The 25,568-nt window shown below is 46.4% G+C and carries 24 protein-coding genes and 1 other RNA gene; 8 read left to right on the top strand and 17 right to left on the bottom strand.

The window, feature by feature from the left end; genetic code table 11:
• Window positions 1-31: 31 nt before the first annotated feature.
• The gene (locus B5D42_RS13350; RefSeq protein ID WP_078832018.1) at window positions 32-2,818 is read right to left on the bottom strand and encodes a S9 family peptidase; all 2,787 of its coding nucleotides are present in this window, start codon (window positions 2,816-2,818) and stop codon (window positions 32-34) included.
• A 204-nt stretch (window positions 2,819-3,022) separates the two neighbouring features.
• Here B5D42_RS13350 and B5D42_RS13355 point away from each other — a divergent pair, with 204 nt between their 5' ends.
• Window positions 3,023-3,391 carry a hypothetical protein gene (locus B5D42_RS13355; protein WP_078832020.1) on the top strand — a complete coding sequence of 123 codons (369 nt, stop codon included), beginning with the start codon at window positions 3,023-3,025 and terminating at the stop codon, window positions 3,389-3,391.
• Window positions 3,392-3,450: 59 nt separating this feature from the next.
• On the top strand, window positions 3,451-3,900 hold the full coding sequence (locus B5D42_RS13360) for a DUF1569 domain-containing protein (RefSeq protein WP_176113012.1): 450 nt from the start codon (window positions 3,451-3,453) through the stop codon (window positions 3,898-3,900).
• Window positions 3,901-3,957: 57 nt separating this feature from the next.
• On the opposite strand, the gene B5D42_RS13365 is transcribed toward B5D42_RS13360, so the two are convergent.
• From B5D42_RS13365 to B5D42_RS13390, 7 genes are all read right to left on the bottom strand, one after another.
• Complete coding sequence (locus B5D42_RS13365) at window positions 3,958-5,004, bottom strand: NAD(P)-dependent alcohol dehydrogenase (protein WP_078832022.1); 1,047 nt, start codon at window positions 5,002-5,004, stop codon at window positions 3,958-3,960.
• Between the two features lie 89 nt (window positions 5,005-5,093).
• Window positions 5,094-6,338: a serine hydrolase gene (locus tag B5D42_RS13370; protein ID WP_078832023.1), complete on the bottom strand. Its 1,245-nt coding sequence runs from the start codon at window positions 6,336-6,338 to the stop codon at window positions 5,094-5,096.
• Window positions 6,339-6,533: 195 nt separating this feature from the next.
• The gene (locus tag B5D42_RS13375) at window positions 6,534-6,905 is read right to left on the bottom strand and encodes a type II toxin-antitoxin system VapC family toxin (RefSeq protein ID WP_078832024.1); all 372 of its coding nucleotides are present in this window, start codon (window positions 6,903-6,905) and stop codon (window positions 6,534-6,536) included.
• Window positions 6,892-7,056: a hypothetical protein gene (locus B5D42_RS17925; RefSeq protein WP_176113013.1), complete on the bottom strand. Its 165-nt coding sequence runs from the start codon at window positions 7,054-7,056 to the stop codon at window positions 6,892-6,894. The genes B5D42_RS13375 and B5D42_RS17925 overlap by 14 nt, the downstream gene beginning before the upstream one ends.
• Window positions 7,057-7,247: 191 nt before the next feature.
• Window positions 7,248-7,850 (bottom strand): hypothetical protein, encoded by a 603-nt coding sequence (locus B5D42_RS13380; protein WP_078832025.1) that lies wholly within the window; start codon window positions 7,848-7,850, stop codon window positions 7,248-7,250.
• Between the two features lie 23 nt (window positions 7,851-7,873).
• On the bottom strand, window positions 7,874-8,695 hold the full coding sequence (locus B5D42_RS13385; protein WP_078832026.1) for a hypothetical protein: 822 nt from the start codon (window positions 8,693-8,695) through the stop codon (window positions 7,874-7,876).
• Window positions 8,696-8,870: 175 nt separating this feature from the next.
• Window positions 8,871-9,152 carry a hypothetical protein gene (locus tag B5D42_RS13390; RefSeq protein ID WP_078832027.1) on the bottom strand — a complete coding sequence of 94 codons (282 nt, stop codon included), beginning with the start codon at window positions 9,150-9,152 and terminating at the stop codon, window positions 8,871-8,873.
• 264 nt (window positions 9,153-9,416) lie between these two features.
• Here B5D42_RS13390 and B5D42_RS13395 point away from each other — a divergent pair, with 264 nt between their 5' ends.
• Window positions 9,417-9,821: a hypothetical protein gene (locus B5D42_RS13395; RefSeq protein ID WP_078832028.1), complete on the top strand. Its 405-nt coding sequence runs from the start codon at window positions 9,417-9,419 to the stop codon at window positions 9,819-9,821.
• Window positions 9,822-9,873: 52 nt separating this feature from the next.
• On the opposite strand, the gene fsa is transcribed toward B5D42_RS13395, so the two are convergent.
• Together fsa and ffs are read right to left on the bottom strand one after the other, a co-directional pair.
• Window positions 9,874-10,524: a fructose-6-phosphate aldolase gene (fsa, locus tag B5D42_RS13400; protein WP_078832029.1), complete on the bottom strand. Its 651-nt coding sequence runs from the start codon at window positions 10,522-10,524 to the stop codon at window positions 9,874-9,876.
• 62 nt (window positions 10,525-10,586) lie between these two features.
• An RNA gene (ffs, locus tag B5D42_RS13405) (signal recognition particle sRNA small type) lies at window positions 10,587-10,685 on the bottom strand.
• Window positions 10,686-10,781: 96 nt separating this feature from the next.
• On the opposite strand from ffs, the gene B5D42_RS13410 reads away from it, so the two are divergent.
• Window positions 10,782-11,879, top strand: a complete 1,098-nt coding sequence (locus B5D42_RS13410; protein ID WP_078832101.1) for a lipase family protein — start codon at window positions 10,782-10,784, stop codon at window positions 11,877-11,879.
• On the opposite strand, the gene B5D42_RS13415 is transcribed toward B5D42_RS13410, so the two are convergent.
• Entirely contained in the window at window positions 11,876-13,156 is a 1,281-nt protein-coding gene (locus B5D42_RS13415) for a type IX secretion system plug protein (protein ID WP_078832102.1), read from the bottom strand. The genes B5D42_RS13410 and B5D42_RS13415 overlap by 4 nt on opposite strands.
• Before the next feature lie 196 nt (window positions 13,157-13,352).
• Between B5D42_RS13415 and B5D42_RS13420 the strand changes: the two genes are divergently transcribed.
• Complete coding sequence (locus B5D42_RS13420) at window positions 13,353-14,585, top strand: ABC transporter permease (RefSeq protein WP_078832030.1); 1,233 nt, start codon at window positions 13,353-13,355, stop codon at window positions 14,583-14,585.
• Between the two features lie 2 nt (window positions 14,586-14,587).
• On the opposite strand, the gene B5D42_RS13425 is transcribed toward B5D42_RS13420, so the two are convergent.
• Complete coding sequence (locus B5D42_RS13425; RefSeq protein ID WP_078832031.1) at window positions 14,588-15,313, bottom strand: TrmH family RNA methyltransferase; 726 nt, start codon at window positions 15,311-15,313, stop codon at window positions 14,588-14,590.
• Window positions 15,314-15,414: 101 nt separating this feature from the next.
• Here B5D42_RS13425 and B5D42_RS13430 point away from each other — a divergent pair, with 101 nt between their 5' ends.
• Entirely contained in the window at window positions 15,415-17,727 is a 2,313-nt protein-coding gene (locus B5D42_RS13430; protein ID WP_176113014.1) for a BamA/TamA family outer membrane protein, read from the top strand.
• Here the strand turns inward: B5D42_RS13430 and truB are convergent.
• Complete coding sequence (gene truB, locus B5D42_RS13435) at window positions 17,716-18,399, bottom strand: tRNA pseudouridine(55) synthase TruB (RefSeq protein ID WP_139367158.1); 684 nt, start codon at window positions 18,397-18,399, stop codon at window positions 17,716-17,718. The genes B5D42_RS13430 and truB overlap by 12 nt on opposite strands.
• 26 nt (window positions 18,400-18,425) lie before the next feature.
• Entirely contained in the window at window positions 18,426-19,904 is a 1,479-nt protein-coding gene (gene proS / locus B5D42_RS13440; protein ID WP_078832034.1) for a proline--tRNA ligase, read from the bottom strand.
• Window positions 19,905-20,042: 138 nt separating this feature from the next.
• On the opposite strand from proS, the gene B5D42_RS13445 reads away from it, so the two are divergent.
• Together B5D42_RS13445 and B5D42_RS13450 are read left to right on the top strand one after the other, a co-directional pair.
• Window positions 20,043-20,843 (top strand): hypothetical protein, encoded by an 801-nt coding sequence (locus B5D42_RS13445; RefSeq protein WP_139367159.1) that lies wholly within the window; start codon window positions 20,043-20,045, stop codon window positions 20,841-20,843.
• A gap of 81 nt (window positions 20,844-20,924) precedes the next feature.
• A complete protein-coding gene (locus tag B5D42_RS13450; RefSeq protein WP_139367160.1) occupies window positions 20,925-22,463 on the top strand; it encodes an OmpP1/FadL family transporter in 1,539 nt (512 codons plus the stop codon).
• Between the two features lie 73 nt (window positions 22,464-22,536).
• On the opposite strand, the gene miaA is transcribed toward B5D42_RS13450, so the two are convergent.
• The 3 genes from miaA to B5D42_RS13465 are packed head-to-tail and all read right to left on the bottom strand — an operon-like array spanning window position 22,537 to window position 25,551.
• Window positions 22,537-23,442 (bottom strand): tRNA (adenosine(37)-N6)-dimethylallyltransferase MiaA, encoded by a 906-nt coding sequence (gene miaA / locus B5D42_RS13455; RefSeq protein WP_078832037.1) that lies wholly within the window; start codon window positions 23,440-23,442, stop codon window positions 22,537-22,539.
• Between the two features lie 59 nt (window positions 23,443-23,501).
• The gene (locus B5D42_RS13460) at window positions 23,502-24,077 is read right to left on the bottom strand and encodes an IS1096 element passenger TnpR family protein (RefSeq protein ID WP_078832038.1); all 576 of its coding nucleotides are present in this window, start codon (window positions 24,075-24,077) and stop codon (window positions 23,502-23,504) included.
• Between the two features lie 55 nt (window positions 24,078-24,132).
• On the bottom strand, window positions 24,133-25,551 hold the full coding sequence (locus B5D42_RS13465) for a CCA tRNA nucleotidyltransferase (RefSeq protein ID WP_078832039.1): 1,419 nt from the start codon (window positions 25,549-25,551) through the stop codon (window positions 24,133-24,135).
• Window positions 25,552-25,568: the final 17 nt, after the last annotated feature.

Here is a 25,568-nt window from a genome sequence, read left to right on the forward strand (position 1 = left end):
AAAAAACCTGCCGCGGGGCAGGTTTTTTATTTTAAGGCATTGCCGGAGTTGGTGTCTGTTTTTCTCTTTCCTTCATCTTATCGAGGTAGCTTACGCCATCTGTGATCCATTTCTCAGCCGGTTTACCCAGCAGGTAGTGATCAAACCATTCGCGCTGGCGTTTCTGGTAATCGATCTGGTTTTCCTTTTTGGCCAGTCCGTGGTTCTCATCGGCATACACAAGCATCACGTGTGGTTTTTCCATACGACGCATGGTTCCGTACATTTCAATACCCTGGTGCCAGTCAACCGCGCCATCTTTATCACCGAATGCAACCAGTAACGGGGCTTTGATCTTTGAGGCATTGAACATGGGTGAGTTACGGATATGATGATCGGTCCTTTCATACCATGGGCCATCGAAACGTCCCTGGCTGGTTTCGAAGATCTTCTGATCCGGCGTACCACTGTTCCAGTAAATAGACAGTGACATACTGATCAGGTCAGTGAGCGGCGCACCGGCACATGCTGCTTTGAAAATATCAGTCTGTGTAACCAGGAATGCTGTCTGGTATGCACCCCAGCTATGTCCCATCAGGCCAACCTTATTACGGTCGATCATGCCGGTTTTAAGTACCTGCTCTACTGCCGGGATCACGCAATTGGCAGCGCTCATACCAGGCTCATTGGTATCATAAACGATATCCGGCCTGAAGATGAAATAACCATTGGTACTGAAGTTGGTGGTATTGTACGGACTTCTTACAGAAGGTGTCACATAGCTGTGAACAGTGTTGGACAGCAGTTCATAAATGTAAACGATCATCGGGTATTGTTTGCCCGGCTCGTAGTCTGCAGGATAGAACAAAGCACCCTGCATCTTTTTTCCTTTCTTGTTGGTAAAACTGATCAGCTCACTTTTACCCCAATAGTAATTATCCTGCTGCGGATTGGTAGCTGCAACTTTCTTTTCACCTGCAAAATTGTCTGTTACATATAATTCAGGAGAAAGATTGTAATCCTGTTTTACATAAGAGAACACATCGCTGTCTTTCGCTTTGATGAGTCTGCTTATCGAAAGCGGTTCAAACATGAGTGGTGTTACCTTGTTGTTCTCGAGCTTTGCATAGCCGAATTTCTTACTCTTATCGCCGTAAGCAGATAAGTATAAAGCTTTGCTGTCGTCTATGTAAGGATCTTCAAAATCAACCCTGTTGAGACGGTAAACGATCTCTTCTTTTTCTCCGCTGGTCAGTTTGCGTGATGCGGAACCATCAGGTTTAACTGCCCAGATATTGAATTCATCGTACAGTAAAACTTCACGGTCATCTTTTAACCAGCCGCCGATACCGAACGGAGGTTTGCTGGCAGTATGGTCATCTTTCGTATTCCAGAAAGCACTGCCGATCTTACCGGTAAGATTGGTTTCCTTTTGTGTGGCGATATGATAAGACCACCAGTTTTTATCCCTGAAGAAATACAGGTACTGGCCATCCGGTGAAGATTGCGGACCGGTATAAAATCCGGAAAGCATTTTTGTGTACAGTGGCTTCTCTTCGCCTGTACGTGCATTCACGAGATAAAAATCTGCATAATCTTCCTTGAATGCCGGTTTGTACATTTTATCTGTAGCGATCACTGCATATTGCTGCTTCCCGCCCAGTTGTGCAACCGGTGTGTTTTCTTTTGCCAGCTGGTGGAAAGCGTTTGAGCTTATATTCCAGACAGACAGGAAACTTGCATCCTTATCCTGACCAAATGTGATCTTTTGTCTTGGCTGGATCTCAGGATCTTTCCAGTGCCAGATATCAACACCCGGCAGTTTTTCATCCTTGTTATCCTTTTTCACCGCCAGCGTTTTGACAGAATCTGCTTTTGCCTTTGTTGTATCCCCGGGTTTGCGTTCTTCTTTTTTAGGTTTGGGCGTCCAGGCTTTCAGTCCGAAGAAAACGGCGTTCATATCATCGCTGAGACGTAATGCAGAACCGTTGAATACACGCATGTCTTTAGGGAATCCTGCTGCAGTAAGCGGATCAAAGATCTTAAGCGTTGGTGTCTGGTAAATACCGGTATACACGTACACCATAGCATTTTCCTCTTCGTAAGTATCTTTTTTGAATGTTTTGTAGAAGCTGAGCCCTTCACCTTCTTTCTGCCAGTTCAGCCTGGAGAACTTTGAGGTATCGCTTGCAACAACCTTAAGATTATAAGATGACAGGTTCAGCAGTTCCACTGCATTACCCGCGGTGTTGGCAGACTCAACTATATAAGCCAGGTAATCGCTTTTTTTGTTGAACAGGTATTCTGTTACGTTACCGATGGTGTGTGTGCTGTTATCAGCCATATTTTTCACCAGCAGTACACTGCCTTTGTCTTTATTGTCTTTAGGAGGAGTAAGAGATACCGCGAGGAATTTTCCATCGCGTGAAAAAGAGAACCGGCTTACATTCTGGATCACTTCTTTTTTACCGGTCTGCAGGTTCAGCAGGCCCATTTTGTATTCGATGGGACGGTTCTGATCACGCAGTTTCTCCGCTTCCCTGAAAGACAGGCCAATGCGGTACGCGAGCCACTTATTATCTTTCGAGAACTCGAAGCTGCTGGCAAATTCCAGCTTATAGGACTGGTTGCTGGCACGGTTAACAACATACAGTGTATCGTTGTCTTCCTGCACGGTGATCTGGTAAGCGAGCCATTGGCCGTCCGGCGAAAGGTCACTGGCACCGATCGCCTGCCATTTTCCATAGTCTTCCTGGGGAAGTTTTTTCTTCTGCTGCGCCTGCACGGTACAAGTGATGCAGAGTGCGGGTAACAGCAGCCATAATAAACGTTTCATCATAGCAGTAGTGTTTCCGGACAAGATAATTAAAAAAGCAGTACATAGTCTGCTTATTGCGGTAAGAGGCTTAATAACAGCCAGTTATTTTGATAAACGGATTGCATGCAGGATAACCGTTTATGAACATATTATTAAATCATCGGCCGGCACTTTCAACAGCCGCGGCAGGAGCCTAACATTGCACGAGCAACAAAACAGGCAGGCATGGTGAATATAACGGACAATCACGGTAATACGGTCGCATTTTTACATTCCAACATCATCATTGATGCAGCGCAGGAAAATGTGCTGGGATTATTATTAGGCAGTTGCATATTCGGCATGGGCGATGCGCCGATCGGAAAGTTCTTCAACGACACATTCAGGTTAACCGATGGCAGGATCATGGCAAGAATGGGCAACGAGATCATTCCTCATAAACCCAGCAATGAAAAAGATCTTTTTGCAGCGGCATGGCAGTTGCTCACCAATGTAAAAGACCATGTATGCATGTGGATCGTTGAAAAAGACGAATGGACAGCGGCACCATTCTCAATGCATCTTGCAGCCAATCATGCTTTGGCAAAACAGTAATATGCGGTCGGTTTGTAATTATTGGCAGTTCTTACTACTTTCATTGCCAAACCAACTGCATGAAAGATATCTTCGACCCGGCAGAAGCTGCTGCCCTTAAACAAAGAATTGAAAATTTGCTCCCCGACACTAAACCCGTTTGGGGCAAAATGAATGTAGCGCAGATGCTGTCGCATTTACAGGCGGCGATTGAAGTGGCACTGGGTGAAAAAAAACTGAAGAAGAGCCTGATGGGCATGCTGCTCGGTTCCTTTGCGCGCAAGGTATTGCTGAATGAAAAACCTTTCGGAAAATCACTTCCCACCGATCCTTCTTACATACGTGCGGGGCAGCATGATTTTGATACAGAACAGCAAAAATTACTGGCGCTGATCACAAAGCTGGTGGTAGCGGGAAAAGACGGACTGATCAAAGAAGCGCATCCCTTTTTCGGAAAAATGACGCCGGACCAATGGAGCTGGAGCCTGTATAAACATGTTGATCATCACCTTCGCCAATTCGGAGCCTGATAAAATAAAAATCCGCTGCAATAATTACAGCGGGATTTTTATTTAAAATGAGTTGCTTTATTTCAGCGAAGCGATATCGATCACAAAACGGTAACGTACATCACCTTTCAGCATTCTTTCATATGCGTTGTTGATGTCTTTCACATCGATCACTTCCACATCAGAAACTATATTTTTTTCTGCGCAGTAATCGAGCATTTCCTGTGTTTCTTTAATACCACCGATGAGTGAACCGATAATACTTCTGCGGTTGCTGATCAGGTTGAAAGCAGGCACCTGCGAAGGTGTTGGCGGAACACCCACCACGATCATGGTACCATTGGTGCGCAGCAGGTTCAGGTAAGTGCTGTAATCGTGTTGCGCCGATACGGTGTTCAGTATAAAATCGAAAGAGTTCGCCAGCTTTTTCATGGTCGCTTTATCCGATGTCAGCGCAAAATAATGTGCGCCCAGCTGTTGTGCATCCGCTTCTTTGGAAGGTGAGGAACTCAGCATGGTTACTTCCGCGCCAAAAGATGCTGCAAACTTTACAGCCATATGACCTAACCCGCCAAGGCCTACAACACCAACCTTATGCCCCTTGCCTACTCCAACATATCGCAGCGGAGAATAAGTGGTGATGCCTGCGCATAACAAAGGCGCAACGGCATGCAGCGGTAATTTATCCGATACGTGCAGTGTGTATTTTTCATCTACCACGATCTGCGTGGAATAACCACCGTAAGTGGGCAGTTGTGTATCGCGTTCGCGGGCATTGTAGGTACTGGTCATACCTTCATGGCAGTACTGTTCCAACCCCTCTTTACAGTTGGCGCAAGTGCGGCAGGAATCTACAAAACAGCCTACGCCCGCAAGATCTCCTTCCTTGAAAGAAGTTACTTTGCTGCCCACTTTCACAACGCGGCCAACGATCTCATGGCCGGGAACCATCGGGAAAATAGATCCGCCCCATTCGTCCCTCACCTGGTGTATATCGGAGTGACAAACACCGCAATACAATATCTCAATCTGAACATCATGTTCACCCGGCTCGCGCCTTTCCATACTGAAAGGAGCCAGTGGCGCCGAAGCGCTTTGCGCCGCATATGCATTCGTTGCTATCATATAATTATTGTTTAAACAACAAAGTACGGTTAGCCATGCACAAAAGGGCTAAAAAAGATTGCAACTGTTTTGCAGAAATCAAAAGGTCATTAATAATTGAACTTCCATTGTGAGAGATCAGGCTGGTTGGTTCTTTTACGGTTCAATTCATATTCGTACAGGATCCGGCCTGTTTCTTTGAAATAAGGATAACCCAGCTCGTTATACTCGTATTTATCATCGTTCAGCACCCCATCCCTGTTGGTATAGATCACACCGCTCAGCATGAATTCGACATTGTTTTTAAAATCGACGATATAACAGGCATCTGTAAGAAACCCGTACGACCAGCCCGTTTTATTGAACGAACGGATATAAGAAGGAATGGCCTGCTTACCCGATTTGAAGAAAAAGAACTTGGTATAGCTGTCGAAATAAGTGGCAGTATCGTAGCTCGGATAACGGCTTTCGGAAGGATATTCAGACATGTATTGATACAGGAAACGGTAATCAGCTTCCGTGAGTTTGAACCTTTTTTTAGCCGGGACCGACTGCGGGAAAAGAACCGATTGCAGGATCTGCTGCAGGTCTTCCAGCGGAAGATTGTTATGCCTCGTAAAATCCATTGGTGCTTTGATCAGTGAATCATCACGGTTATAATGCGCATTACCCACCAGGATACTCTTGCTGAAATCAAATGTGAGATTACTGTATGCAGGAGGCTGCGCGTACATCACATTTCCATCTTTCATAAAACGGATCGGGTTGGTATGCCTGTTCTCCTCTTCCGTTGCAGTTACAAAACGGCGTGTGATGCGGACATCTTTATACCCCTTTTTCCATAAGGATTCATTCTCCCACTCCTGTCCGTTAAACTCGTACAAACGATTGTATGCGTCATTATCGCTTACCAGGAATATTTTGCGGATATACTGCGCAACCGATGGCAGCCCGTTCTCTGCGGTTTTATCTTCCTTTACAGAGGTCTGGCCATTGAAAGCACTGTCTGTGAGCATCGGTGAATATTTATCAATTCCTTTCGATGCCAGTGTATTCATTTTTTCAAGTGCAGCCACTGCAGTAGGCAACTTCACGGTAGAAGCCGGGTTGAAGTACCGGTTACGGTCTACATTCAGGTAATGATTTTTAAAGTGCGGCACATTCCTGCTGTCGCGGTTGATCTCGGTATAGATCAGCTGGTATTGAAAACTATCCGAATGCTGCAATATATGTTGCAGCAGCGGACTTGCCTTTGACGAGATCAGTTCGGCCAGCCAGGGGTCTGTTTTTACCTGGGCGTTTATTGAATACAAACAAAGAAGGGCAGCAATAACGGAAGCGATCTTTTTAAACATAGGAATTGATTTAACAAGAACATTAAAGGCTTTGCGAAAATTGGGTGATCCGTGATCCCACAGTTGGATTGGTCACTACAACCCGCATTAGCTGCAGCCAAATTACAAAAGCCGATTAATTTCTCCCGTTTAAACGGGACTGATGGATGATATTCTGTCGCCTAACTTTTGTAAAAAGCACTGTTGGCTTCAGTACTATTTTTCATAGAGTACAATATCCAATCCGGGAACGGAACTTAATTGTTTGTCTGATGTAACAAGTGGAATATTCAACGCGATCGCGGTCGCAGCAATGATACAATCCGGAAGTTTCAAGTGTGTCGACTTACGTATTTCAATTGTAAGCTTCTTGACATTTTCAGAGATGTTTTCAATCCTCATCTCTTCCAAAAATGAAGTAATTACCTTGGTTTCTTTGGGGGTTATCTTTTTATAGGAAAGTAGTTCAAGCTCGGATATAACGGACAAGTAGAGATCTTTGCCATTTAAAAATGATGCCAATGTTTCATCGCCACCTAAAACATATAGGATTGCGTTGGTATCTAACAGCAATTTATTCCCATTCATCTCTCAAACTCTTTTGAATTGTCAAAGCATCTGCATTAAGCTTGATTTTGCCACAATACTTCAAAACATCGACATTACTTTTACTCTTAAGCTTTTTCTCAAGGGACTCCATCTCTTTTCGTGAAGCACCCTTTTTTAAAATCAAAACCATATAGAACTATTTGTTATAAAGATAGCGAATTTCACGATTAAAAATCCCTGAATCATCCTGGATTGTAGGCGTATTGCAGCCCACAACAAAATATACGAAGCACTTCACTTGCTAAACACCTTCTTCTAAAATTCAAAAGCCCCTCACTATTAAAAGCAGGGGCTTTCTAAATAAATGTACCTCACTTATACCTATTGCAACAGCTGCGAGATCTGGCTCACAGGTATTGTATTGGCGAATGCAAGCATTTCTTTTTCAGAACTGCTGTTACATTGCAAAGTCAGCAATGCATTGCTCAGTGGAATTTCAATCCGGTAAGAAGTTGTTTTCTGGTCTTCTGAAACGGATTCTTTGGTGAGCCTTCCCTTCTGGCCATTCACTTTGATCAGTTTTGAATTCGGATCACCGCCGAAAGCGCCGAGGATCGGAGACGACAGGTAAGCATTGAGGCTATTGAGTAAAGGAGAATTGATCACAATGTTCAGTTCCGCTTTATGGTTCTCGCTGCCGTATTGCCGCTGGATGCTCACACCTGCAAAGCCGCTGCTTCCGGATACATTATCAGAATTGGCGATAGCCTTGAGAGAGTCCAGTGTTGCCGGATAAAGTTTCATGATCTCTTTACCAAGAGTAATATCGAGATCCTGCATGATCTGCTGTAAAGCAAAATGTGCGTCCTGTAACTTACCTGCAGCGTAAGAGGTTTGTGCGGTGGCCAGGTTCTTCTTAAATTCCTGTGCCTGTGCCGAGGAAATAAAAAGAACGGCAATAAAAGCTATGATGATTTTTTTCATGATGATAATGATTGAAATGATGATTATTCGCCAAGCATTTTCTTGATGCTGTCCACATCAAACTGGTTAACGGCATCTGTGATCTCCTGTTCTGTTGCGTAATTGATACCCTGCCAGCTGATCATGCCCGACTGGCCCAGCTGGATCAGCACGGTATAACCTTCGTCCTTGTCGAATTTGATGATCCCTTTGTTGCCTTTTACACGGATCTGTTTGGCATTCTGCGTTTCGCCGTTCGATTGTGCAACACCGAGACCGAAATAGAGATCGATCATACCCATGTAAATGGGGTTGTTACCGATGGTTACAGAAAGTTGTTTATCATCTTTCTGGTAAATGCGCTGAATAGTAAGGTTGGCCCAGCCATAGCGGGTACTCACCACGCGGTCTTCGGCCGTGTCTTTCGGAAGCTCGCCGATCTTTTCAGGTAAGGATTGCAATACCTGCCTGCCGATCTGCAGTTCAACACCTAACAGTGCCTGCTGAACAGAGAAACGTGCATCGCCGTATTTGCTGGATGAAAATGCTTTATCTGCATCCGTAAGTTGTTGTAATACATCGGGCGGGGTAGTATTCTTCAAACCTTCGCCGCCTTTGTTGGAAGGTCTGCCGTTGCGGCCTGAAGAGGTATTACCCGAGACATTGCCACCAACAGTGTTTGTATTACCATTACTGTTACCGGAAGAAGGGAGCCCGGTTTTATCGCTGATCTTTTTATCGATCATTTCTTCTGCTTTCTTTTCCGCTTTCTCCTTCAGCTTTTTCAGAAAACCCTGGGCCTGGGTGTTCGTGTGCAGTAATAGGCCTGCCACCAGCAGCAAGGCCGGTATTTTTCCTGGTTTCATGCTTGTGATTTTGTTTTAGATGCTGCAAAACTAAAATCCGCAAGCCTGAATCTCAAGCCATTCATCAACCGCTATTAACCGGTTACATTTTTCCGATGCCTGAAAACTGGGTTAAAACACGGTATAAAACAAGGCCGCAGGAAACCCGCGGCCCGTTGCGTTGCAGCGTTTGTGTTCAGTTGTGACCGGCTTTGTGGCGTATATGCAGGATATGTGCCGCTTCAATGGTTTTCAGCACCATATCATACAATGCCAGCATAGAGGTTCTTTCGCGCAGGTCCAATGCCGGGTAATTACCGCTTACCGTTGTCTTCAGCCAGTCCCAGAGCAGGATCCTCATTTCGGGCAGATGTGCATAATCGAATAACTCATCCAGCACCTGGTAAGGATTTTCCGCTTCGTCCTTGCTGAGTTTATGCGGCAGCATTTCCCATTCCGGGTACTCAGGTAAAAGCATAACAGTCGGTTTAATCGTTAATTGGCATCTACGTTTAACTCGTTTCCTGCTGCCTTTAAATACACGGCTTTTCCGTATTTGCCGCATGCCGCTTATTCCTACTTTACCATGCCATGGCCATAGCAAAATCAGGTATAAACCGCAATACTGCTGAGTCGCCGGATCCCCTTATTTCGTAAACATGATCCGTTCTGCAATACTACACAAAAATACCATTATACTAATTTTTTTAGCATTATTTTTTTATTCAAAAATTCTCGTGTTATGAAAGTGATAGACAGGTTATACCAGTATATCAATGCAAAGCAGACTACACCTTACATGGTCGCCAAAAAATGTGGCATTTCCGGCAGTTATCTCGGTAAACAATTAAAAGGTAAAGGATCTGTCGGCTCCGATATTCTTCTGAAGATCAAAGAAAGATACCCCGACCTGAGTATATTATGGGTAATGACAGGCAAAGGCAGCATGATCATAGAACCGCAGCTTTCGGAACAACAGGCCATTGCCTATGAGCTGCGCGAAGAACAGGCCGCTTATTTTACTTCGAAAGACGAAATGATAGAATTACTGAAAGGCCATATATCCGAACTGAAGAAAGCACTGAGCAATAAAGACAAACTCATCGCACTGCTGGAAAAGCAATCCGCCTACCCCGATGAGGAATAAAAAAATCCCGGTGGGTTACCACCGGGATCCTTATACTATAAATCGTTTCTGGTTACATTTTCTTCGCGTCTTCCACGAATTTAGCCAGGCCGATATCTGTAAGCGGATGTTTCAGCAGACCGAGGATTGAATCCAGCGGACAGGTACATACATCTGCACCCAGTTCCGCCGCTTTGATGATATGCAGTGCATTACGGATCGATGCTGCAAGGATCTCGGTTTTGAAATTCTGGATGTCGAAGATATGACGGATCTGACCGATCAGCTCCATACCGTCCCAACCGCTGTCATCTACCCTGCCGATGAACGGAGACACATAAGTAGCGCCCGCTTTCGCTGCAAGAATAGCCTGACCGGCAGAGAATACCAGCGTACAGTTGGTGCGGATACCATTATCCGTAAACCATTTGATCGCTTTGATACCGTCTTTGATCATCGGAACCTTTACCACGATGTTCGGGTGGATGGCTGCGAGCTTTTTACCCTCTTCTACCATAGAAGCAAAATCGGTAGACAAAACTTCAGCACTTACATCACCGTCGGCAATTTCGCAGATGGCTTTGTAATGAGCTGCGATAGCAGCTTCACCTTTGATGCCTTCTTTGGCCATCAGCGATGGATTGGTGGTAACACCATCCAGTATGCCTAAGTCGTAAGCTTCCCTGATCTGCGCAAGGTTTCCTGTGTCGATAAAAAATTTCATGGAGTTGTTTATTATAGGTACCCTCCTTGTGCGAAGTTCCCAATCGGGAACAGAGGGGGAAAAAATGGCAGGCTACTCACATCGCACCGCTCAACCGCTTATCCTTGCTGCATTCCTGCCCTGGGGAGGTTCAGCAGGAGCTGGTCGTGTAAGACCTGCCGGGTGCAAAAGTAAGGGAAGGCAACTTATTTTCCCGTTTTTTTTGAACAAAAAACAATTCCCCTGATGGATTATATTTGATCATCATCTTACTGCTTATGAACTGCCGCCGGTTTCTCATTCTGTTCCTGCTGGTTGCCTCTTATCTGCAGCCCGCTGCACAGTCGCCACTCCATCTTTACCAGGGTTTCGACAAAACCGAATACAATGAACTGCTCCGCATCACTGCGCACCAGGCCGATTCTTTATGGGAACCCAAAGTACCTGCGCCGGCACATTCTAAACTGATTTATCGTTCTCCGGTTACCGGTCTCGACAATCGCTGGTTTCTCTGGAAATTCAGCGACTCCATTGCTGTGATCAGTATCCGCGGCACCACCGAGAAAGCCATCAGCTGGATGGAGAATTTTTACGCTGCCACCGTTCCGGCAAGCGGTACGCTGCAATTATCGGATTCTGTTCTGTTCAGCTATCATCTTGCCGATAATCCTGCTGCTGCTGTTCACGCCGGCTGGCTGATCGGAATGGCTTTTCTTTCAAAAGATATCTTGCCACGCATCGATTCCTGTTATAAAACCGGCATCAGGCAATTTATTATTATGGGACACAGCCAGGGCGGCGCTATTGCTTACCTGCTCAGCTCCTATCTCCGTAACCAGCAAAAATCACAGCAATTGCCTGCCGATATCCGCTTCAAAACCTACTGCAGCGCTGCACCCAAACCCGGTAATCTTTATTATGCCTATGAATTCGAATCGCTCATGCAGTATGGCTGGGCTTTTACGGTAGTGAATACCGCCGACTGGGTTCCGGAAACACCTATCTCCATCCAGACATTACAGGATTTTAATGTAACCAATCCTTTTATCAATATTGACCCGATCATTAGAAAACAGAAATTCCCGCGCAACCTGGTGATGCGGCATATGTACAACCGCCTGAACAAATCCACCCGTTCTGCGATGAATACCTATCGGAAATATTTAGGTAAAACAATGTCGGGGTTGCTGAAGTCTTCGCTTCCGGGTTATAAGTCGCCCGATTATACCAATGCGATGAATTACATGCGTTGCGGAACACCCGTGATCCTGCTGGCAGATACAGCATATTACCAGCAATTCCCCGACAGTAAAACGCAAGTATTCATACACCACAGCCTCACCGCTTATCAGTTCCTTTTGAATAAGCTGCCTTAATTACGCACAGCCCTTGAGTTGATGGTATTAATACCCAGCAGTTCATCATGCCTTCCGCCCATGGAACGGAAATAAAAGAAGATCGTGTATTCATTCTCCGTCTCCCAGTAATTGCCTTCTGTAGCTGAAACATCCGGCCTTGCCTGGCGGTCTGTTTTGTCCAGTGTTACATAGCAGTAACTATAATAACCCTGCTTCAGGAAAAGTGTTTTGGTATAGGCGCCCGTTGCTTCATCAAAACGCATGAGTGAAGTATCGCCTACCTGGTTACCGGTAAGTTCTCCAACCATATATACATTTTTCCCCTGCAAAGGCTTTTTATCCGCTGTTGCGAGTGTGAAATGCACATTCGCATAATCACTCTGCCACCATGGGTTTACCGATTCCGTATTGTCTATTTCATCCCAGCCATTCCGGTCGCTGAAAAAAGCATAGCGGAGGTTGTTGCGGATCGCGTCGGGCTTCATATATATATCCAGTGGCCTGGCAAACCTGTCCACACGTTCTACCCTGTCGCTCTCAAATCTGAAACTTCTGAGGTCTGCCCAGCGGTATTCTTTTCCTGCAGGGAAAATAAACTCCCAGCCTCCGCTGTATTCCAGTACACCATTCCTGATGAAAGGTGGCTGTACATTGGTCTGCGCTTCATCCCAGCGGTTATTCTGTACCACCCATACTTTCGCCTGCTGCTGCGGATTGAGTATGTTCAGATCGCGTGCACCTACCGAAAACTGGATTTTCTGGTGTGTCTGCATGAGCTGATTGTCCATCGGCTGCACTACCCTCGCGCCAACAGTAGTCCGCTGATCCACCACCATGAACCGTTTGGTAAAAGCAACCTGTGATGTATCGCCATTCAGGAAAACCCGGAGCAGGTAATTACCGCTTTTGGTAGGTACACAATTCCGGTCTGGCATTGTTGCCTGGTAATGCACATATTTTGCATTGGCGATGGAAGACATGCGGTATTGTGTTAATCTGTTCTGCTGGAAACCTTTGATATAATCGAAGGGACTTACCTGGTCGGCCGGTTTCCAGTCTGCATTACAGAGTTCAATGGTGTAATAATAATTTTTAGGGAAGCCCGACATATCATCGAAATGCAGTTCGAGCAGATCGGCGGAATTGAGCCTGATCAGCGGCATGGCCTGCTGGTTATTCTGCGGGAACAGTTTTACCGTTCTGATATCATTCATATACACATGATCTGGTTTTACCTGGCCTGTTGCGTTCAGGCAAAACCGGGCGGTCACGATAAACAGGATGAGATATTTCATATATGATGCAAGATACATTTGGATGTCTGTATGCTCCATAATATCATGCCAAACTCAATGTTCAATAAAATAAACCACTGATCATAATGCGGTCCGTTGCATTTGAATCAGGCATATATGAGAAGGAAGCATGCCTAATTTAAACTATTTATATAACATATTCCGTGTAGTTTTGACTCTAATAAAATCAGGTTTATTGAGTTTTGCCTTTGATATCGCCAAACGGATTGCCTTTAACAGGCAGCGCTCTTTTTCGAGATTCATCATCCGGCTGTCGGTTGCTGCCACGGCGGTAAGTGTGATGACCATGATCATTACACTCGCATTTGTGAACGGCTTTCAGCATACGGTTTCAGAAAAAGTGTTCAGCTTCTGGGGGCATATCCGTGTGCAGAAATACGAAGCAGGCAAATCACTGGTAGCGGAAGAGACGCCCTTACACAGGGATACAGCCGTGGAATCCATCATCCGCCACCAGCCCGGTGTTGTACAGATGCAGCGCTTCGCAACAAAATCTGTGGTGCTGGAGAAAGACAAAGAAATAGAAGGTGTTCTGTTAAAAGGTATTGAAAACAATTACGACAGTAGCCGGCTCGCCCCTTACCTGAAAGAAGGTCGCTGGCTCAATTTCAGCGATTCGCTGTACAGCCGCGAGATACTTTTGTCCGCACCGCTTGCCAGTCAGCTACAGGTGCACCTGAACGACACCATTACAGTTTATTTTATATCATCTCTCGATGGCAGCCGTACATTCCGCAAACTGACCGTAACCGGGATCTATAAAACCGGCATCGAAGAATATGATAAATTATTTGTGCTCGGCGATCTGCGCCTGATACAGCGTGTGAACGACTGGCAACCCGAAGAAGCCGGTGGTTATGAGATCTTCGTGAATAAATACAAGAATATCGATTCCATCAACAACATGCTTACAGATAAAATGCCTGTTGAATGGATGAGCCGCAGTATCCGTGACGTTTACCCGAATATTTTCGATTGGCTGAATATCCAGGATGTGAACCGCAATGTGATCTTTATCATCATGGCAGTAGTAGCCATTATTAATTTAGTTACCTGCCTGCTGATCCTCATCCTGGAACGTACACGTATGATCGGCATATTAAAAGCGCTCGGAGCGGCCGACGGTGTGATCCAGCAGATCTTTATCTATTATGCTTCCGTGATCACTTTTGCGGGAATTGCCATCGGTGCCGCAGCAGGGCTCGGCCTTTGCTTTTTACAGCAGTATACCGGTTTCATAAAGCTCGACGAAAGTTCTTATTATGTATCATCAGCTCCTGTGATGATCGTATGGTGGCAGGTAATACTTATCTGTTTCTGTACTGCCATTGTCTGCTACCTGGCGCTGATCCTCCCTACAATACTGATCAAAAAGCTGAAGCCTGTAAAAGCGATCCAGTTCAGGTAAACTTATCTTCTTGTAAGATGAGACAACAGTATCCCCGTTGCTACGGCAGCATTCAGCGATTCAGCCCCACCAATACGCGGGATGGTCAACGCATGCTGCACCAGCGGCAGTACATCTTCCCTGATCCCCTTCGACTCGTTACCGATGACCAGGATGCCATTGGCAAGCGGGGCTTGTTCATGAATAGCAGTACCGTTCAGTAATGCGCCGTATACGGGCAGCTTTGAATCTGAAAGAAACGAAGCCAGCGGCTTGTACCATAGCTTCACCCGCATAAAACTGCCCATGGTAGCCTGGATTACTTTCGGGTTGTATAATTCTACCGTATCCTCATCTGCTACAATCTGTGAAATCCCGAACCAGTCGGCGATCCGGATGATGGTTCCCATATTGCCCGGGTCGCGGATACCGTCAAGTGCCAGTATAATACCAGTTTCCGGCACCGGCTCATCTGCATGAACCCTTTGTTCTGCAACGGCAAGCACCTGGTTGGGCGCCTGCAAGGCACTGATCTTTTCCAGAATCTCCGGTGAAATTTCCTTTGCCTGCACCCCGGGGTTGGCGCTGATCCATTCCTTAACCGCATACACATCCCGTACCTTATAATCACTTTTCAGCAGCTCCGTTACCACCTTCGGGCCTTCGGCAATAAACAAGCCCTCGGCCTGCCGGTGTTTTTTGTGGCATAAAGATTGAATATATTTGATTTCATTTTTGCTCAACATCATGTATGCATTTGACCGGTAACAGATTTAAATTCCCTGCTTTTTTTACTTTACTGCTGTGCACTGTGGTATTGTTTTCCTGCTCCGAACAACGAAGAACTTCGGTGCGTAACTATCCTGCAGGACAGCCTTTTGTATACGAAAGCAAGGTCGTACTAAACGGCGATCTGGCCAAAGATGAGAAAAATCGTTTAACCACCGAACTCGATAATTACTGGGATGACAGCCTGAAAGCACGTAAGCTGCAACAGTTCGGCTTTTTTTACCGCATCAAGAACCCACCGGTTTTTGATACGGCCAATATTGCCCGTTCGGTTAATTATATGAATGCCTTCCTGCATTCGCAGGGTTATTATTACGCTTCATTCTCCGATACGGTCCGCATAGATACCGTAAAAGACCAGATGCGGACCAATATTACCATGTACATCGATGCCGGTAAAAACACCACCATCGATTCCGTATCTGCAAACCTCGGCGATTCTACCCTGCAGAAGATCACAGACGAGAACAGGAAGAATACCCTGCTGAAGAAAGGCGCACCTTATACCAAACAGACCATCAGCTCGGAGCTCGACAGGCTGGTGGGCCTTTACCGTCAGAACGGTTACTATGGTTTCACAAGGGATGATATTTATGCACTGGTAGACAGTACAGATATCAGCCTGCTTACCCTTACCATCGATCCGTTTAAACAGGCGCAGCTCATTGCAGACGCCGCCAAAAGAAGAAAAGAAAATCCTGCATGGGATATTTCCATACTGACCAGGCCCGTAACCGATTCTTCGGTAGTAACGCAATATCATATCGGCCACCTGTATTATTTCCCCGAAACACGGCTGAGCGATAATACCGACAGCCTGATCGCGCATCACGAAGGTATGCAGCGCCAGGATTTCAGCCGCTCGCAGGCCACCATGTTCTACCGCAAAGGGTCATTCCGTTACCGGCCGATGCGGGAGCATTCCTATATTAAAAACAAAGAGCTTTTTAACGAAGAGCTTTACCTGAAATCATTGAGTACACTCGGACAGATCGGTGCCTGGCAACAGGTGGACGCGATTCCACGCGTACGCGGGAAAGACAGTCTCGACATTTACTTCTTTCTTACCCCCGCAGTGAAGCAAAGCTTTACGGTAGACCTGGAAGGAAGCCGTAATACTTCGGAAGTATTATTCGGTAATACCTGGGGCGTATCTACCAATTTTTCTTACCACAACAAAAATGTGTGGAAGCAGGCCATTCAATCTGTTACTACTTTGCGTACCGGTGTGGAGCTGAGCATCTTCTCACAGAACAATACCGGTGGACTTGCACAGAGTTTCCTCACAAGTCTTAGTCATACTTATGTATTTCCCAGGCTCATCCAGCCTTTCAAGAACTGGCGTGCACTCAATCAACTGGAGAATAAACGAACCCTGGTTTCCATCAACGGGTCTTATGTGAACCGTAAATATTTCTACGAACTGAGATCACTCGTATTTGGCTGGGGTTATGAATGGAAAACCAAACGCGGCATGGGCGATAATATCTGGCTGTATAAACCACTGAACCTGGAATTATACGGACTCGACAAACTCGACAGCCTGAAAAGCCTGATCGCAAAAAATCCCTTCCTTACCTCTTCTTTCAATGAGGGCAATGTACTTAGCCAGAGCTTCTCACTGATCAGAACAAGTATCAGCCCGAACAATAAAAACAAAACACATTATTTCCGTTTAGGGATCGAAGAAGCGGGTGGTTTATTCGGTCTCATCCCGGGATTAAGGGATAATATTTACCGGTATATCAAAGCGGAAGCCGAATACCGCCAGTCGATCAAATTTCCGCATGCAGAACTGGCTTACAGGGGATTTGCGGGTGTTGGTTATAACTACGGCACCGATCCTGTGATCGGGAACACACTTCCTTTCTTCAAACAGTTTACGGCCGGTGGTCCGTACAGCATGCGGGCCTGGGGCCTGAGACAATTGGGATTAGGCAGTTCCATCAGGAATGATACCATATCCACAACCACTTACCGTGACCGTTTCGGCGATATGCAGCTTGAAGCCAACTTCGAATATCGTTTCCCGCTTGCAACCATAGCCGGGTTTAAAGTAACCAGTGCACTTTATACCGACATAGGTAACGTATGGAATGTAAAAAGCCGTGGTGCCACGGATCCGGATCCTTCTTCCCGGTTCTCTTTTAAAAATATCGGTAAGGACCTGGCCATTGGCGTAGGCACAGGCGTGCGGATCGATTTCTCGTATGTGCTGCTCCGGCTTGATTTTGCATACAAGGTCAAAGATCCTGCAAGACTTCAGAACGGCGGCTGGATGAGCATCAAAAATTTCGAATGGACAGAAAACAGGCAGAACGGACTGAAAGTAGACAACTATGCATTCCAGTTCGGTATCGGTCTACCCTTCTGACGCCAGCCTATTTTTAATATCAGCCTCGAATGCCTCGAGCGAAAATGCATCATCTACACTGAACTCACCGATACGTGTGCGGCGCAGGCTGCTCATATAACCACCCACGCCCAGTGCAGCGCCGAAATCGTGCGCCAGGCTCCTGATATAGGTGCCGGTGGAACATACAACTCTGAAGTACACTACAGGCAGTTCTATTTTTTCAATGCTGAATGCATAAATAGTTACCGGTCTTGGTTCCAGCTGCACGTCAATTCCTTTCCTCGCTGCGAGATACACGGGTTTTCCATCTTTTTTGATGGCTGAATGTGCAGGCGGCACCTGCAATATCGGCCCGGTAAACGGTGCTGTTGCAGCAGTGATCATTTCTTCTGTCAGGTGTGAAATATCTTTCTGATTGACCGGTTCACTTTCCAGATCGTAGGTCGGCGTTGTAGCACCGAGCGTAAATGTACCCGTATACTCTTTTTCCATACCCATGTATTCATTGATCTTCTTCGTGAACTTGCCCGTACACACGATCAGTAAACCGGTAGCCAGCGGGTCGAGTGTGCCGGCATGCCCTACTTTGCTGATACGGGTAAGGATCCGTACTTTCTTTACCACATCGAAGGAAGTCCAGTCAACCGGCTTATCAAATAATAAAACCTTACCGTCAAGGTAAGGTTGCATGGAAGGATGTATTTCTTTCTGTTTCATTAATAAGCCCTCGCAAATAATACACGCTGTTCTGATGGTTTACCTGTGAGTATGCAGGTACCATTTTCTTTTTCGCCATCCAGCGGTATGCAACGGATCGTTGCTTTTGTCAGTTCTTTTATTTTCTCTTCGGTTTCAGCGGTGCCATCCCAATGCGCGGAAACAAAGCCGCCTTTGCTGTCGAGCAGGTATACAAAGTCATCCCACTTGTCAGCTTTGGTGATATGTTCATCGCGGTATGTTTTCGCTTTGTTGAATATATGCAGCTGGATCTCATCAAGCAATGTTTTCACATAGAACTCGATTGCGTCCATGCTTACGCTCATTTTCTGCTTGGTATCCCGGCGGGCAACTTCCACTACATTATTCTCGAGGTCTCTTGCCCCGATCGCTATACGGACAGGAACACCCTTCATTTCATACTCCGCAAACTTCCATCCCGGGCGGCTGTTGTCGTTGTCATCGTATTTAACGCGGATGCCCAGTGCTTTCAGTTTGGGAAGCAGTTCATTCACTTTATTATCGATCATTCCTTTCTGCTCATCTCCTTTATAGATAGGAACGATCACTACCTGTAAAGGTGCGATCCGCGGAGGAAGGATCAGGCCGTCATCATCACTGTGTGCCATTACCAGTGCGCCGATCAGGCGGGTACTTACACCCCAGCTGGTTGCCCATACATAATGGAGTTTGTTGTCGCGGTCGCTGAATTTCACATCGAATGCTTTTGCAAAATTCTGACCGAGGAAATGCGAAGTACCTGCCTGCAGAGCTTTACCATCCTGCATCAGCGCTTCAATACAATAAGTATCAACAGCACCGGCAAAACGTTCATTTTCGCTTTTCACACCTTTTATTACAGGTAATGCCATCCAGTTCTCTACGAAATCGGCATATACATCGAGCATTTTCTTTGTTTCCTCCACTGCTTCTTCGCTGGTGGCGTGTGCGGTATGACCTTCCTGCCACAGGAATTCTGCCGTACGCAGGAACAGGCGCGTACGCATTTCCCAGCGCACTACGTTGGCCCACTGGTTAACGAGGATGGGCAGATCGCGGTAAGACTGGATCCAGCCTTTATAAGTATTCCAGATGATCGCTTCACTGGTAGGACGAACCACGAGTTCTTCCTCGAGCTTTGCTTCAGGATCCACCATCAGCTTTCCTTTTGATTGCGGATCGGTCTTTAAACGGTAATGAGTAACCACTGCGCACTCTTTGGCAAAGCCTTCCGCATTTTTCTCTTCTGCTTCGAACAGGCTTTTAGGAACAAACAGGGGGAAATAAGCATTCTGGTGACCGGTATCCTTGAACATTTTGTCCAGCACGTCGCGCATGTTCTCCCACAGTGCAAAGCCATAAGGTTTGATCACCATACAGCCGCGGACAGCACTGTAATCGGCCAGGCCGCCTTTGATCACGAGATCATTATACCACTGCGAATAGTCGCTTTCCCTTGATGTTATTTCCTTACTCATAAAAATTTTACAATTCTCTTAACAAATTACATTGCTTACAAGTGTTAGTTGGCAAATGATTTGCGCAAGAATCACCGAAAGCCTGCATACACGGCAAATGTATGTAACTTCACTTTATCTAATCATAATCTGACCGGTATGAAACCTTATTTACTTTTATCAGTCATGGCCATCGGACTGCTTTCCGGCTGTTCTACCGCATTCAAATCCGGTCAGACCCCGGATGATGTGTACTATTCACCCGGCCGCGATGCCGGCGTACTTACCAAAAAGGAAGAAGACAGGCAGAAAGAAGACCAGGCCCGTTATGAAGAATATGTATCCAGCCTGGACGACCGTTATCTCCGCATGAAAGTAGCCAACCGCGCACGTTGGAGTGGACTGGATGATTTTAATTACTGGTACGACAGCCGCTATGATTTCGGCATGTATAATTATTACAGTTACAGCAACTGGAACGACTATTATGCCTGGGGACTCGGTTCCATGTACACCGGCTGGAGGCCATATCTCGGCGTTGGTTATTCCAACTACGGGTATGGTTATGGCGGTGGCTGGTATGGCTATGGCTGGAGCCCGCTCTATACCGTGATCAGTTATGGTTCACCAAAAGCGCCGGGGTATACTGCCGGCAGCAATATCTCAGCCTACAGGAACAAGCAATATAACAACAGTAACCTGGGTTATAAGGATCCGAAAACAGGTGCCTGGGTGAACAATGGTTCCAATAACAGTTTCGGCAACCTGATGAAACGTGTGTTCAGCAGCAGCACATCGGGCAATAACAATACACAACAAAGCTGGGACAGACCTACACGTACCTATACTCCTACCAACAACAACACTCCGCCTGCTACAAGCAGCAGCGCGGGTGGTAACAGCGGCGGATTTAAAAGTACAGGCAGCAGCACCAGCAGCGGCCGTCCGGGAAGAAACTGATAATATCGATTCTTCCATGTTCATACTGAGAGAAGCATTTTGCTTTTCTTAAAAACAGTCTTGTACCCAAAACCAAATTGTATGAAACAATGTCTACTCCTTATAACCTGTTTTATCTCGATGTACGCTGTTGCGCAAACACCTGATGAAGCATTGCGTATGGCATGGTTTACCCAGAACGGTTCGGCGCGCAATATTGCCACCGGCGGTGTGATGGGTTCACTCGGTGGCGAGATCACTGCCAACCACGTAAACCCTGCCGGTATCGGTCTTTTCAAAACCAACGAATTTGCGATCTCGGGAGGTTTCCTGATGAACAATAATAAATTTCGTTACCGTGGAAGCGATACCACCAGCCAGCGGAATAATTTCAACTATGGTGCATCCGGTATCATCCTGAGTTCGGGTGATAACAGGGGCAACAGCAAATGGACCAGCAGTGCGTTTGCGATCTCTGTTAACCAGCTGGCCAATTACAACAACCACGTTCAATTCAAAGGTTTCAATAATTTCAGTTCTTTCAGCGAACAATACCTCGAAGAACTGGTGCGCGACAGGGCTGACACCAATGCGGCGCTCAGCAATTATATCTTCGGTTCATCACTCGCTTTCCGCACTTACCTGATCGATACCACCGCAGGGCCGGGCGGCGTTGTAACCGGGTTTCAGAGCTTGGTTCCTATCTCTACAGGTGTAAACCAGTCGTACGATGCAGTAACCCGTGGCGGCTATCATGAAATAGCACTCGGGCTTGCAGGCAATATGGCCGACAAAATGTATGTTGGCGGAAGTCTCACCATTCCGGTGATCAGCTACCAGCGCGATATCATCTACCGCGAAACAGATGCGAGCACCAATACCAACAACGACTTTAGTTTTTTTGAATACAAGGAAACCTTTACCTCAAAAGGGATCGGTATCGGCGCCAAACTGGGTTTTATCTATAAACCACAGGACTACTGGCGTTTCGGTGTTGCCATTCACACGCCTCAGTTCATTGGCTTTAAAGACGAGATCCGTTCTTCGCTTTCTGCCAACACAGAAGGCTATTATGCGGGCGGAACGCTCACAGAAACAAGCGATAACCTGAACAGCGGCAATCCGGGCAGAAGGGAATACAACCTCCTGACACCCTGGAGAGCCATTGCAAGCGCCAGCTATGTATTCAGGGAAGTAAACGATACCCGCCGCCAGCGCGCTTTCATCAGCGCCGATCTCGAATACGTGAATTACCGCGGCGCCCGGTTCTCCGCCTCTGATGGCAGCGATCCTTCGCTCCGTGATTATTACCACATGATCAACGATGCCATCAAAGACACTTACAAAGGCAATATCAATCTGCGTGTAGGCGGTGAGCTCAAACTACATACTATTATGTTCAGGTTGGGTGGCGCATTCTACGGAAGCCCTTATGCAGATAAAGAAATAAAAGCCAACCGTATACTCGCAACAGGCGGTATAGGCTATCGGGATCATGGTATTTTCATTGACCTGAGCTATGCCCATTCTTTCAATAAAGACGCGCAGTTCGCATACCGTCTTAACGACAAACCCAATACCTACGCCCAGCAAGGTGGCAGCGCCGGCAGCGTAATGATGACGTTTGGTGTTAAGTTTTAAACAGACAGTTATCTGATAAGCAAAAGGAAGCAATGCTTCCTTTTTGCTTATATACTTATATATATACTTCATATTACAGCAGTTTCATAATACTCCCCACCGCATTTTCATCCGGTTGCAACCAGGTAAATGCAGGGTCTTTCCTGAACCAGGTCAGCTGCCGCTTTGCATAATGCCGGGTATTTTGTTTGATGGCATCAACTGCCTGCTGCAACGTCAGCTCGCCATCGAAATAACCGAACATTTCTTTGTAACCAACCGTTTGCAAAGCATTCAGATCCCGATGCGGATATACACTGCGCGTTTCTGCTTCCAGTCCTTCCTGCATCATCAGGTCCACCCGCTGGTTAATGCGTTCGTATAATATTTCACGCGGCTGTTCCAGCGCGGTTTTAATGATGCGGAACGGACGTTCAGCCCTGCTGTTCTGCCTGAAATCAATGATCGACTTTCCGGTGGTTTCAAATACTTCAAGGGCACGCATCAGCCGCTGCGGATTCTGCTGTTCTGCAGTTTGCCAGAACAACGGATCTTTTGCTTTAACTTCTTCCTGTAACCAGGCAAGTCCTTCTTCGCGATAGCGTGCCGTGATCTTATTCCTGGTTGCCGTATCTGCAGCAGGTATATCATCCATCCCTTCACAAAATGCTTTGATATAAAGGCCGGTACCTCCCACCATTACGACCATATCATCCGTTCTGAACAAATCTTCCGCGGTTGCAAGTGCGTATTGTTCAAACACGCCGGCATTGACTTCCTGCTCTATGGAATGCGATGCAATGAAATAATGCGGAACGGCAGCCAGTTCTGCTTCCGACGGTCTTGCTACTCCTATTGAAAGTTCTCTGTAACATTGACGTGAGTCGGCAGAAATGATACTTGCATGCAGCTGCTGCGCCAATGCAATTGCCACAGCAGTTTTGCCTACAGCCGTAGGACCTGCAACAACAATAACCGTTTTTTGCTTTTGTGTATTCATAATAAAACCAACGCACGGATGTGGTTGGCTTATTTATTTACAATGATTGTAATACTGTTCTACAGATCATTCGTATAATTATCATCTCCGCTTTCTTCATTTCCGCTATCGCTGTCATCACTGCCACCATCCTCTCCTTCTTCGCCAAAGCCATCGGCTGCTTCGGACAGGTCGTATTTCTCTTCAATATCGGCAAATTTGTTCCCCAGCAGGCTTTTGGTTCCGTATTGCTGCGGACCGATGCCCTCCGTCCTCGAAACAGACGGATATATGGTTTTGCTGCCTTCATCTTTACTCACATTGATCAACTCTATCAGAAAGGTCCAGTTTTTAGCAAAATCGTATACATAAATAAAGCGCTGGTTGGTATCCCTGATCTCACTGCCGATAATGGTATCGGCCATCAGCAACGGCGGTGCTACATAAGGTTTATCGTATTGCTCAAAGCTGATCTCACGGCCACGCTGCCAGTTGTCGTTGCTGCGGAAAAAAGTAGCCTGGTGCTTGCTATCGAATTCATAAGCTTTCAATATTGCAAAATGCAGATCCTGGAAGGTCTGTTTGTGTTTGATCACAATATCCCTGTAAACAGCATCATCTTCTTCCAGGTATACCCTGAATTTTAATACGGCCATGCTTGCTTATTTATTTTTATGGATTGATATTTTCATTAATGACTGCAAAATACAATTATTCAACGGCAGTCAGGTTCAGTTCGGCAGCTTTCTCCATCATAAATCTCCGCGCTGCTTCATAGTCGTTCGGGATCACACCATCCAGTATCGCCTCCCGGATCGCATCCTTGATAATGCCTACCGTTCTTCCGGGCGTAAGGCCGAATGTAGCCATGATCATCTCCCCCGTGATCGGCGGCTGCCAGTTCCTGATCCGGTCTGTTTCTTCCACTGCCTGCAGTTTCTCTCTTACCAGTTCAAAATTCTGCAGGTAACGCTGTACTTTATGTTTGTTCTTACTGGTAATATCCGCTTCGCAAAGCATCATCAGCGATTCCAGGTCTTCACCGGCATCAAACAGCAATCTTCGTACCGCACTGTCGGTGATGTTTTCTTTTGTGAGGCTGATAGGTCTTAAATGCAGCAGTACCAGTTTCTGCACCAGCTTCATTTTTTCATTCAGCGGCAACTTCAGTTTCGTGAAGATCTTGGGCACCATCCTGGCTCCTACCACTTCATGGCCATGGAAGGTCCAGCCATGGCCCTCTTCATATTTTTTCGTGGCGGGCTTCGCAATATCATGCAATAAAGCCGCCCAGCGCAGCCAGAGATCTGTTGTTTTCTCAGCCAGGTTGTCCAGCACCTGTAAAGTATGGTAGAAATTATCTTTATGTCCTCTGCCGTCTATGTATTCCGCACCGTGCAATTCCATCATCTGCGGGAAGATGATCTTGAGGAGGCCGCTTTTCGACAGCAGATCCCAGCCACGCGAGGGTTTTGCACTGCACATGATCTTGTTCAGTTCATCCGTTATACGTTCCTGGGAAACGATTTTGATCCTCCCGGCATTGTCAATGATCGCCTGGAATGTTTCCGGTGTGATGTGATAGTTCAGCTGGGTGGCAAAGCGAATGGCCCGCATCATCCGCAGCGGATCATCACTGAAGGTCTGCGCAGGTGCCAGCGGCGTTTTGATGATCTTGTTTTCAATATCCGCCAGTCCGTTGAAAGGATCCTGAAGCTTGCCGAAATCTTCTTTATTCAGGCTGATGGCAAGTGCATTGATAGTAAAATCGCGGCGGTTCTGGTCGTCTTCAATGGTTCCCGCACTCACTTCCGGTTTACGGCTGTTATGTGTATAGCTTTCTTTCCGTGCTCCTACAAATTCCACTTCCAGGTCACCTATTTTGATCTGGGCAGTGCCGAAAGTTTTAAAGAATGCCACTACAGGCCTCGGGGTAAAAGCATCTGCTACTTTATGCGCCAGTTCTATTCCATCACCCATACAGACCACATCCACATCCTTGGTAGGCCTGCCGATGATCTTATCCCTCACAAATCCCCCGATCAGGTAACAAGGCACTTCCATAGCTGCCGCCGCGGCGGCTATTTTATCGAAAAGCGACTTTTCCTTGTCTGTGCAAATAATATCCATGGACTGCAAATGTAGGT

The organism is Sediminibacterium ginsengisoli, from assembly GCF_900167075.1.
Lineage (GTDB): Bacteria > Bacteroidota > Bacteroidia > Chitinophagales > Chitinophagaceae > Sediminibacterium > Sediminibacterium ginsengisoli.

What these genes read in the sequence shown, in the direction of transcription:
- B5D42_RS13350 (WP_078832018.1), bottom strand. Translation starts at nt 2,818, where the DNA reads ATGATGAAACGTTTATTATGGCTGCTGTTACCCGCACTCTGCATCACT.
- B5D42_RS13355 (WP_078832020.1), top strand. Translation starts at nt 3,023, where the DNA reads ATGGTGAATATAACGGACAATCACGGTAATACGGTCGCATTTTTACAT.
- B5D42_RS13360 (WP_176113012.1), top strand. Translation starts at nt 3,451, where the DNA reads ATGAAAGATATCTTCGACCCGGCAGAAGCTGCTGCCCTTAAACAAAGA.
- B5D42_RS13365 (WP_078832022.1), bottom strand. Translation starts at nt 5,004, where the DNA reads ATGATAGCAACGAATGCATATGCGGCGCAAAGCGCTTCGGCGCCACTG.
- B5D42_RS13370 (WP_078832023.1), bottom strand. Translation starts at nt 6,338, where the DNA reads ATGTTTAAAAAGATCGCTTCCGTTATTGCTGCCCTTCTTTGTTTGTAT.
- B5D42_RS13375 (WP_078832024.1), bottom strand. Translation starts at nt 6,905, where the DNA reads ATGAATGGGAATAAATTGCTGTTAGATACCAACGCAATCCTATATGTT.
- B5D42_RS17925 (WP_176113013.1), bottom strand. Translation starts at nt 7,056, where the DNA reads ATGGTTTTGATTTTAAAAAAGGGTGCTTCACGAAAAGAGATGGAGTCC.
- B5D42_RS13380 (WP_078832025.1), bottom strand. Translation starts at nt 7,850, where the DNA reads ATGAAAAAAATCATCATAGCTTTTATTGCCGTTCTTTTTATTTCCTCG.
- B5D42_RS13385 (WP_078832026.1), bottom strand. Translation starts at nt 8,695, where the DNA reads ATGAAACCAGGAAAAATACCGGCCTTGCTGCTGGTGGCAGGCCTATTA.
- B5D42_RS13390 (WP_078832027.1), bottom strand. Translation starts at nt 9,152, where the DNA reads ATGCTTTTACCTGAGTACCCGGAATGGGAAATGCTGCCGCATAAACTC.
- B5D42_RS13395 (WP_078832028.1), top strand. Translation starts at nt 9,417, where the DNA reads ATGAAAGTGATAGACAGGTTATACCAGTATATCAATGCAAAGCAGACT.
- fsa (WP_078832029.1), bottom strand. Translation starts at nt 10,524, where the DNA reads ATGAAATTTTTTATCGACACAGGAAACCTTGCGCAGATCAGGGAAGCT.
- B5D42_RS13410 (WP_078832101.1), top strand. Translation starts at nt 10,782, where the DNA reads ATGAACTGCCGCCGGTTTCTCATTCTGTTCCTGCTGGTTGCCTCTTAT.
- B5D42_RS13415 (WP_078832102.1), bottom strand. Translation starts at nt 13,156, where the DNA reads ATGAAATATCTCATCCTGTTTATCGTGACCGCCCGGTTTTGCCTGAAC.
- B5D42_RS13425 (WP_078832031.1), bottom strand. Translation starts at nt 15,313, where the DNA reads ATGATGTTGAGCAAAAATGAAATCAAATATATTCAATCTTTATGCCAC.
- truB (WP_139367158.1), bottom strand. Translation starts at nt 18,399, where the DNA reads ATGCAACCTTACCTTGACGGTAAGGTTTTATTATTTGATAAGCCGGTT.
- proS (WP_078832034.1), bottom strand. Translation starts at nt 19,904, where the DNA reads ATGAGTAAGGAAATAACATCAAGGGAAAGCGACTATTCGCAGTGGTAT.
- B5D42_RS13445 (WP_139367159.1), top strand. Translation starts at nt 20,043, where the DNA reads ATGAAACCTTATTTACTTTTATCAGTCATGGCCATCGGACTGCTTTCC.
- B5D42_RS13450 (WP_139367160.1), top strand. Translation starts at nt 20,925, where the DNA reads ATGAAACAATGTCTACTCCTTATAACCTGTTTTATCTCGATGTACGCT.
- miaA (WP_078832037.1), bottom strand. Translation starts at nt 23,442, where the DNA reads ATGAATACACAAAAGCAAAAAACGGTTATTGTTGTTGCAGGTCCTACG.
- B5D42_RS13460 (WP_078832038.1), bottom strand. Translation starts at nt 24,077, where the DNA reads ATGGCCGTATTAAAATTCAGGGTATACCTGGAAGAAGATGATGCTGTT.
- B5D42_RS13465 (WP_078832039.1), bottom strand. Translation starts at nt 25,551, where the DNA reads ATGGATATTATTTGCACAGACAAGGAAAAGTCGCTTTTCGATAAAATA.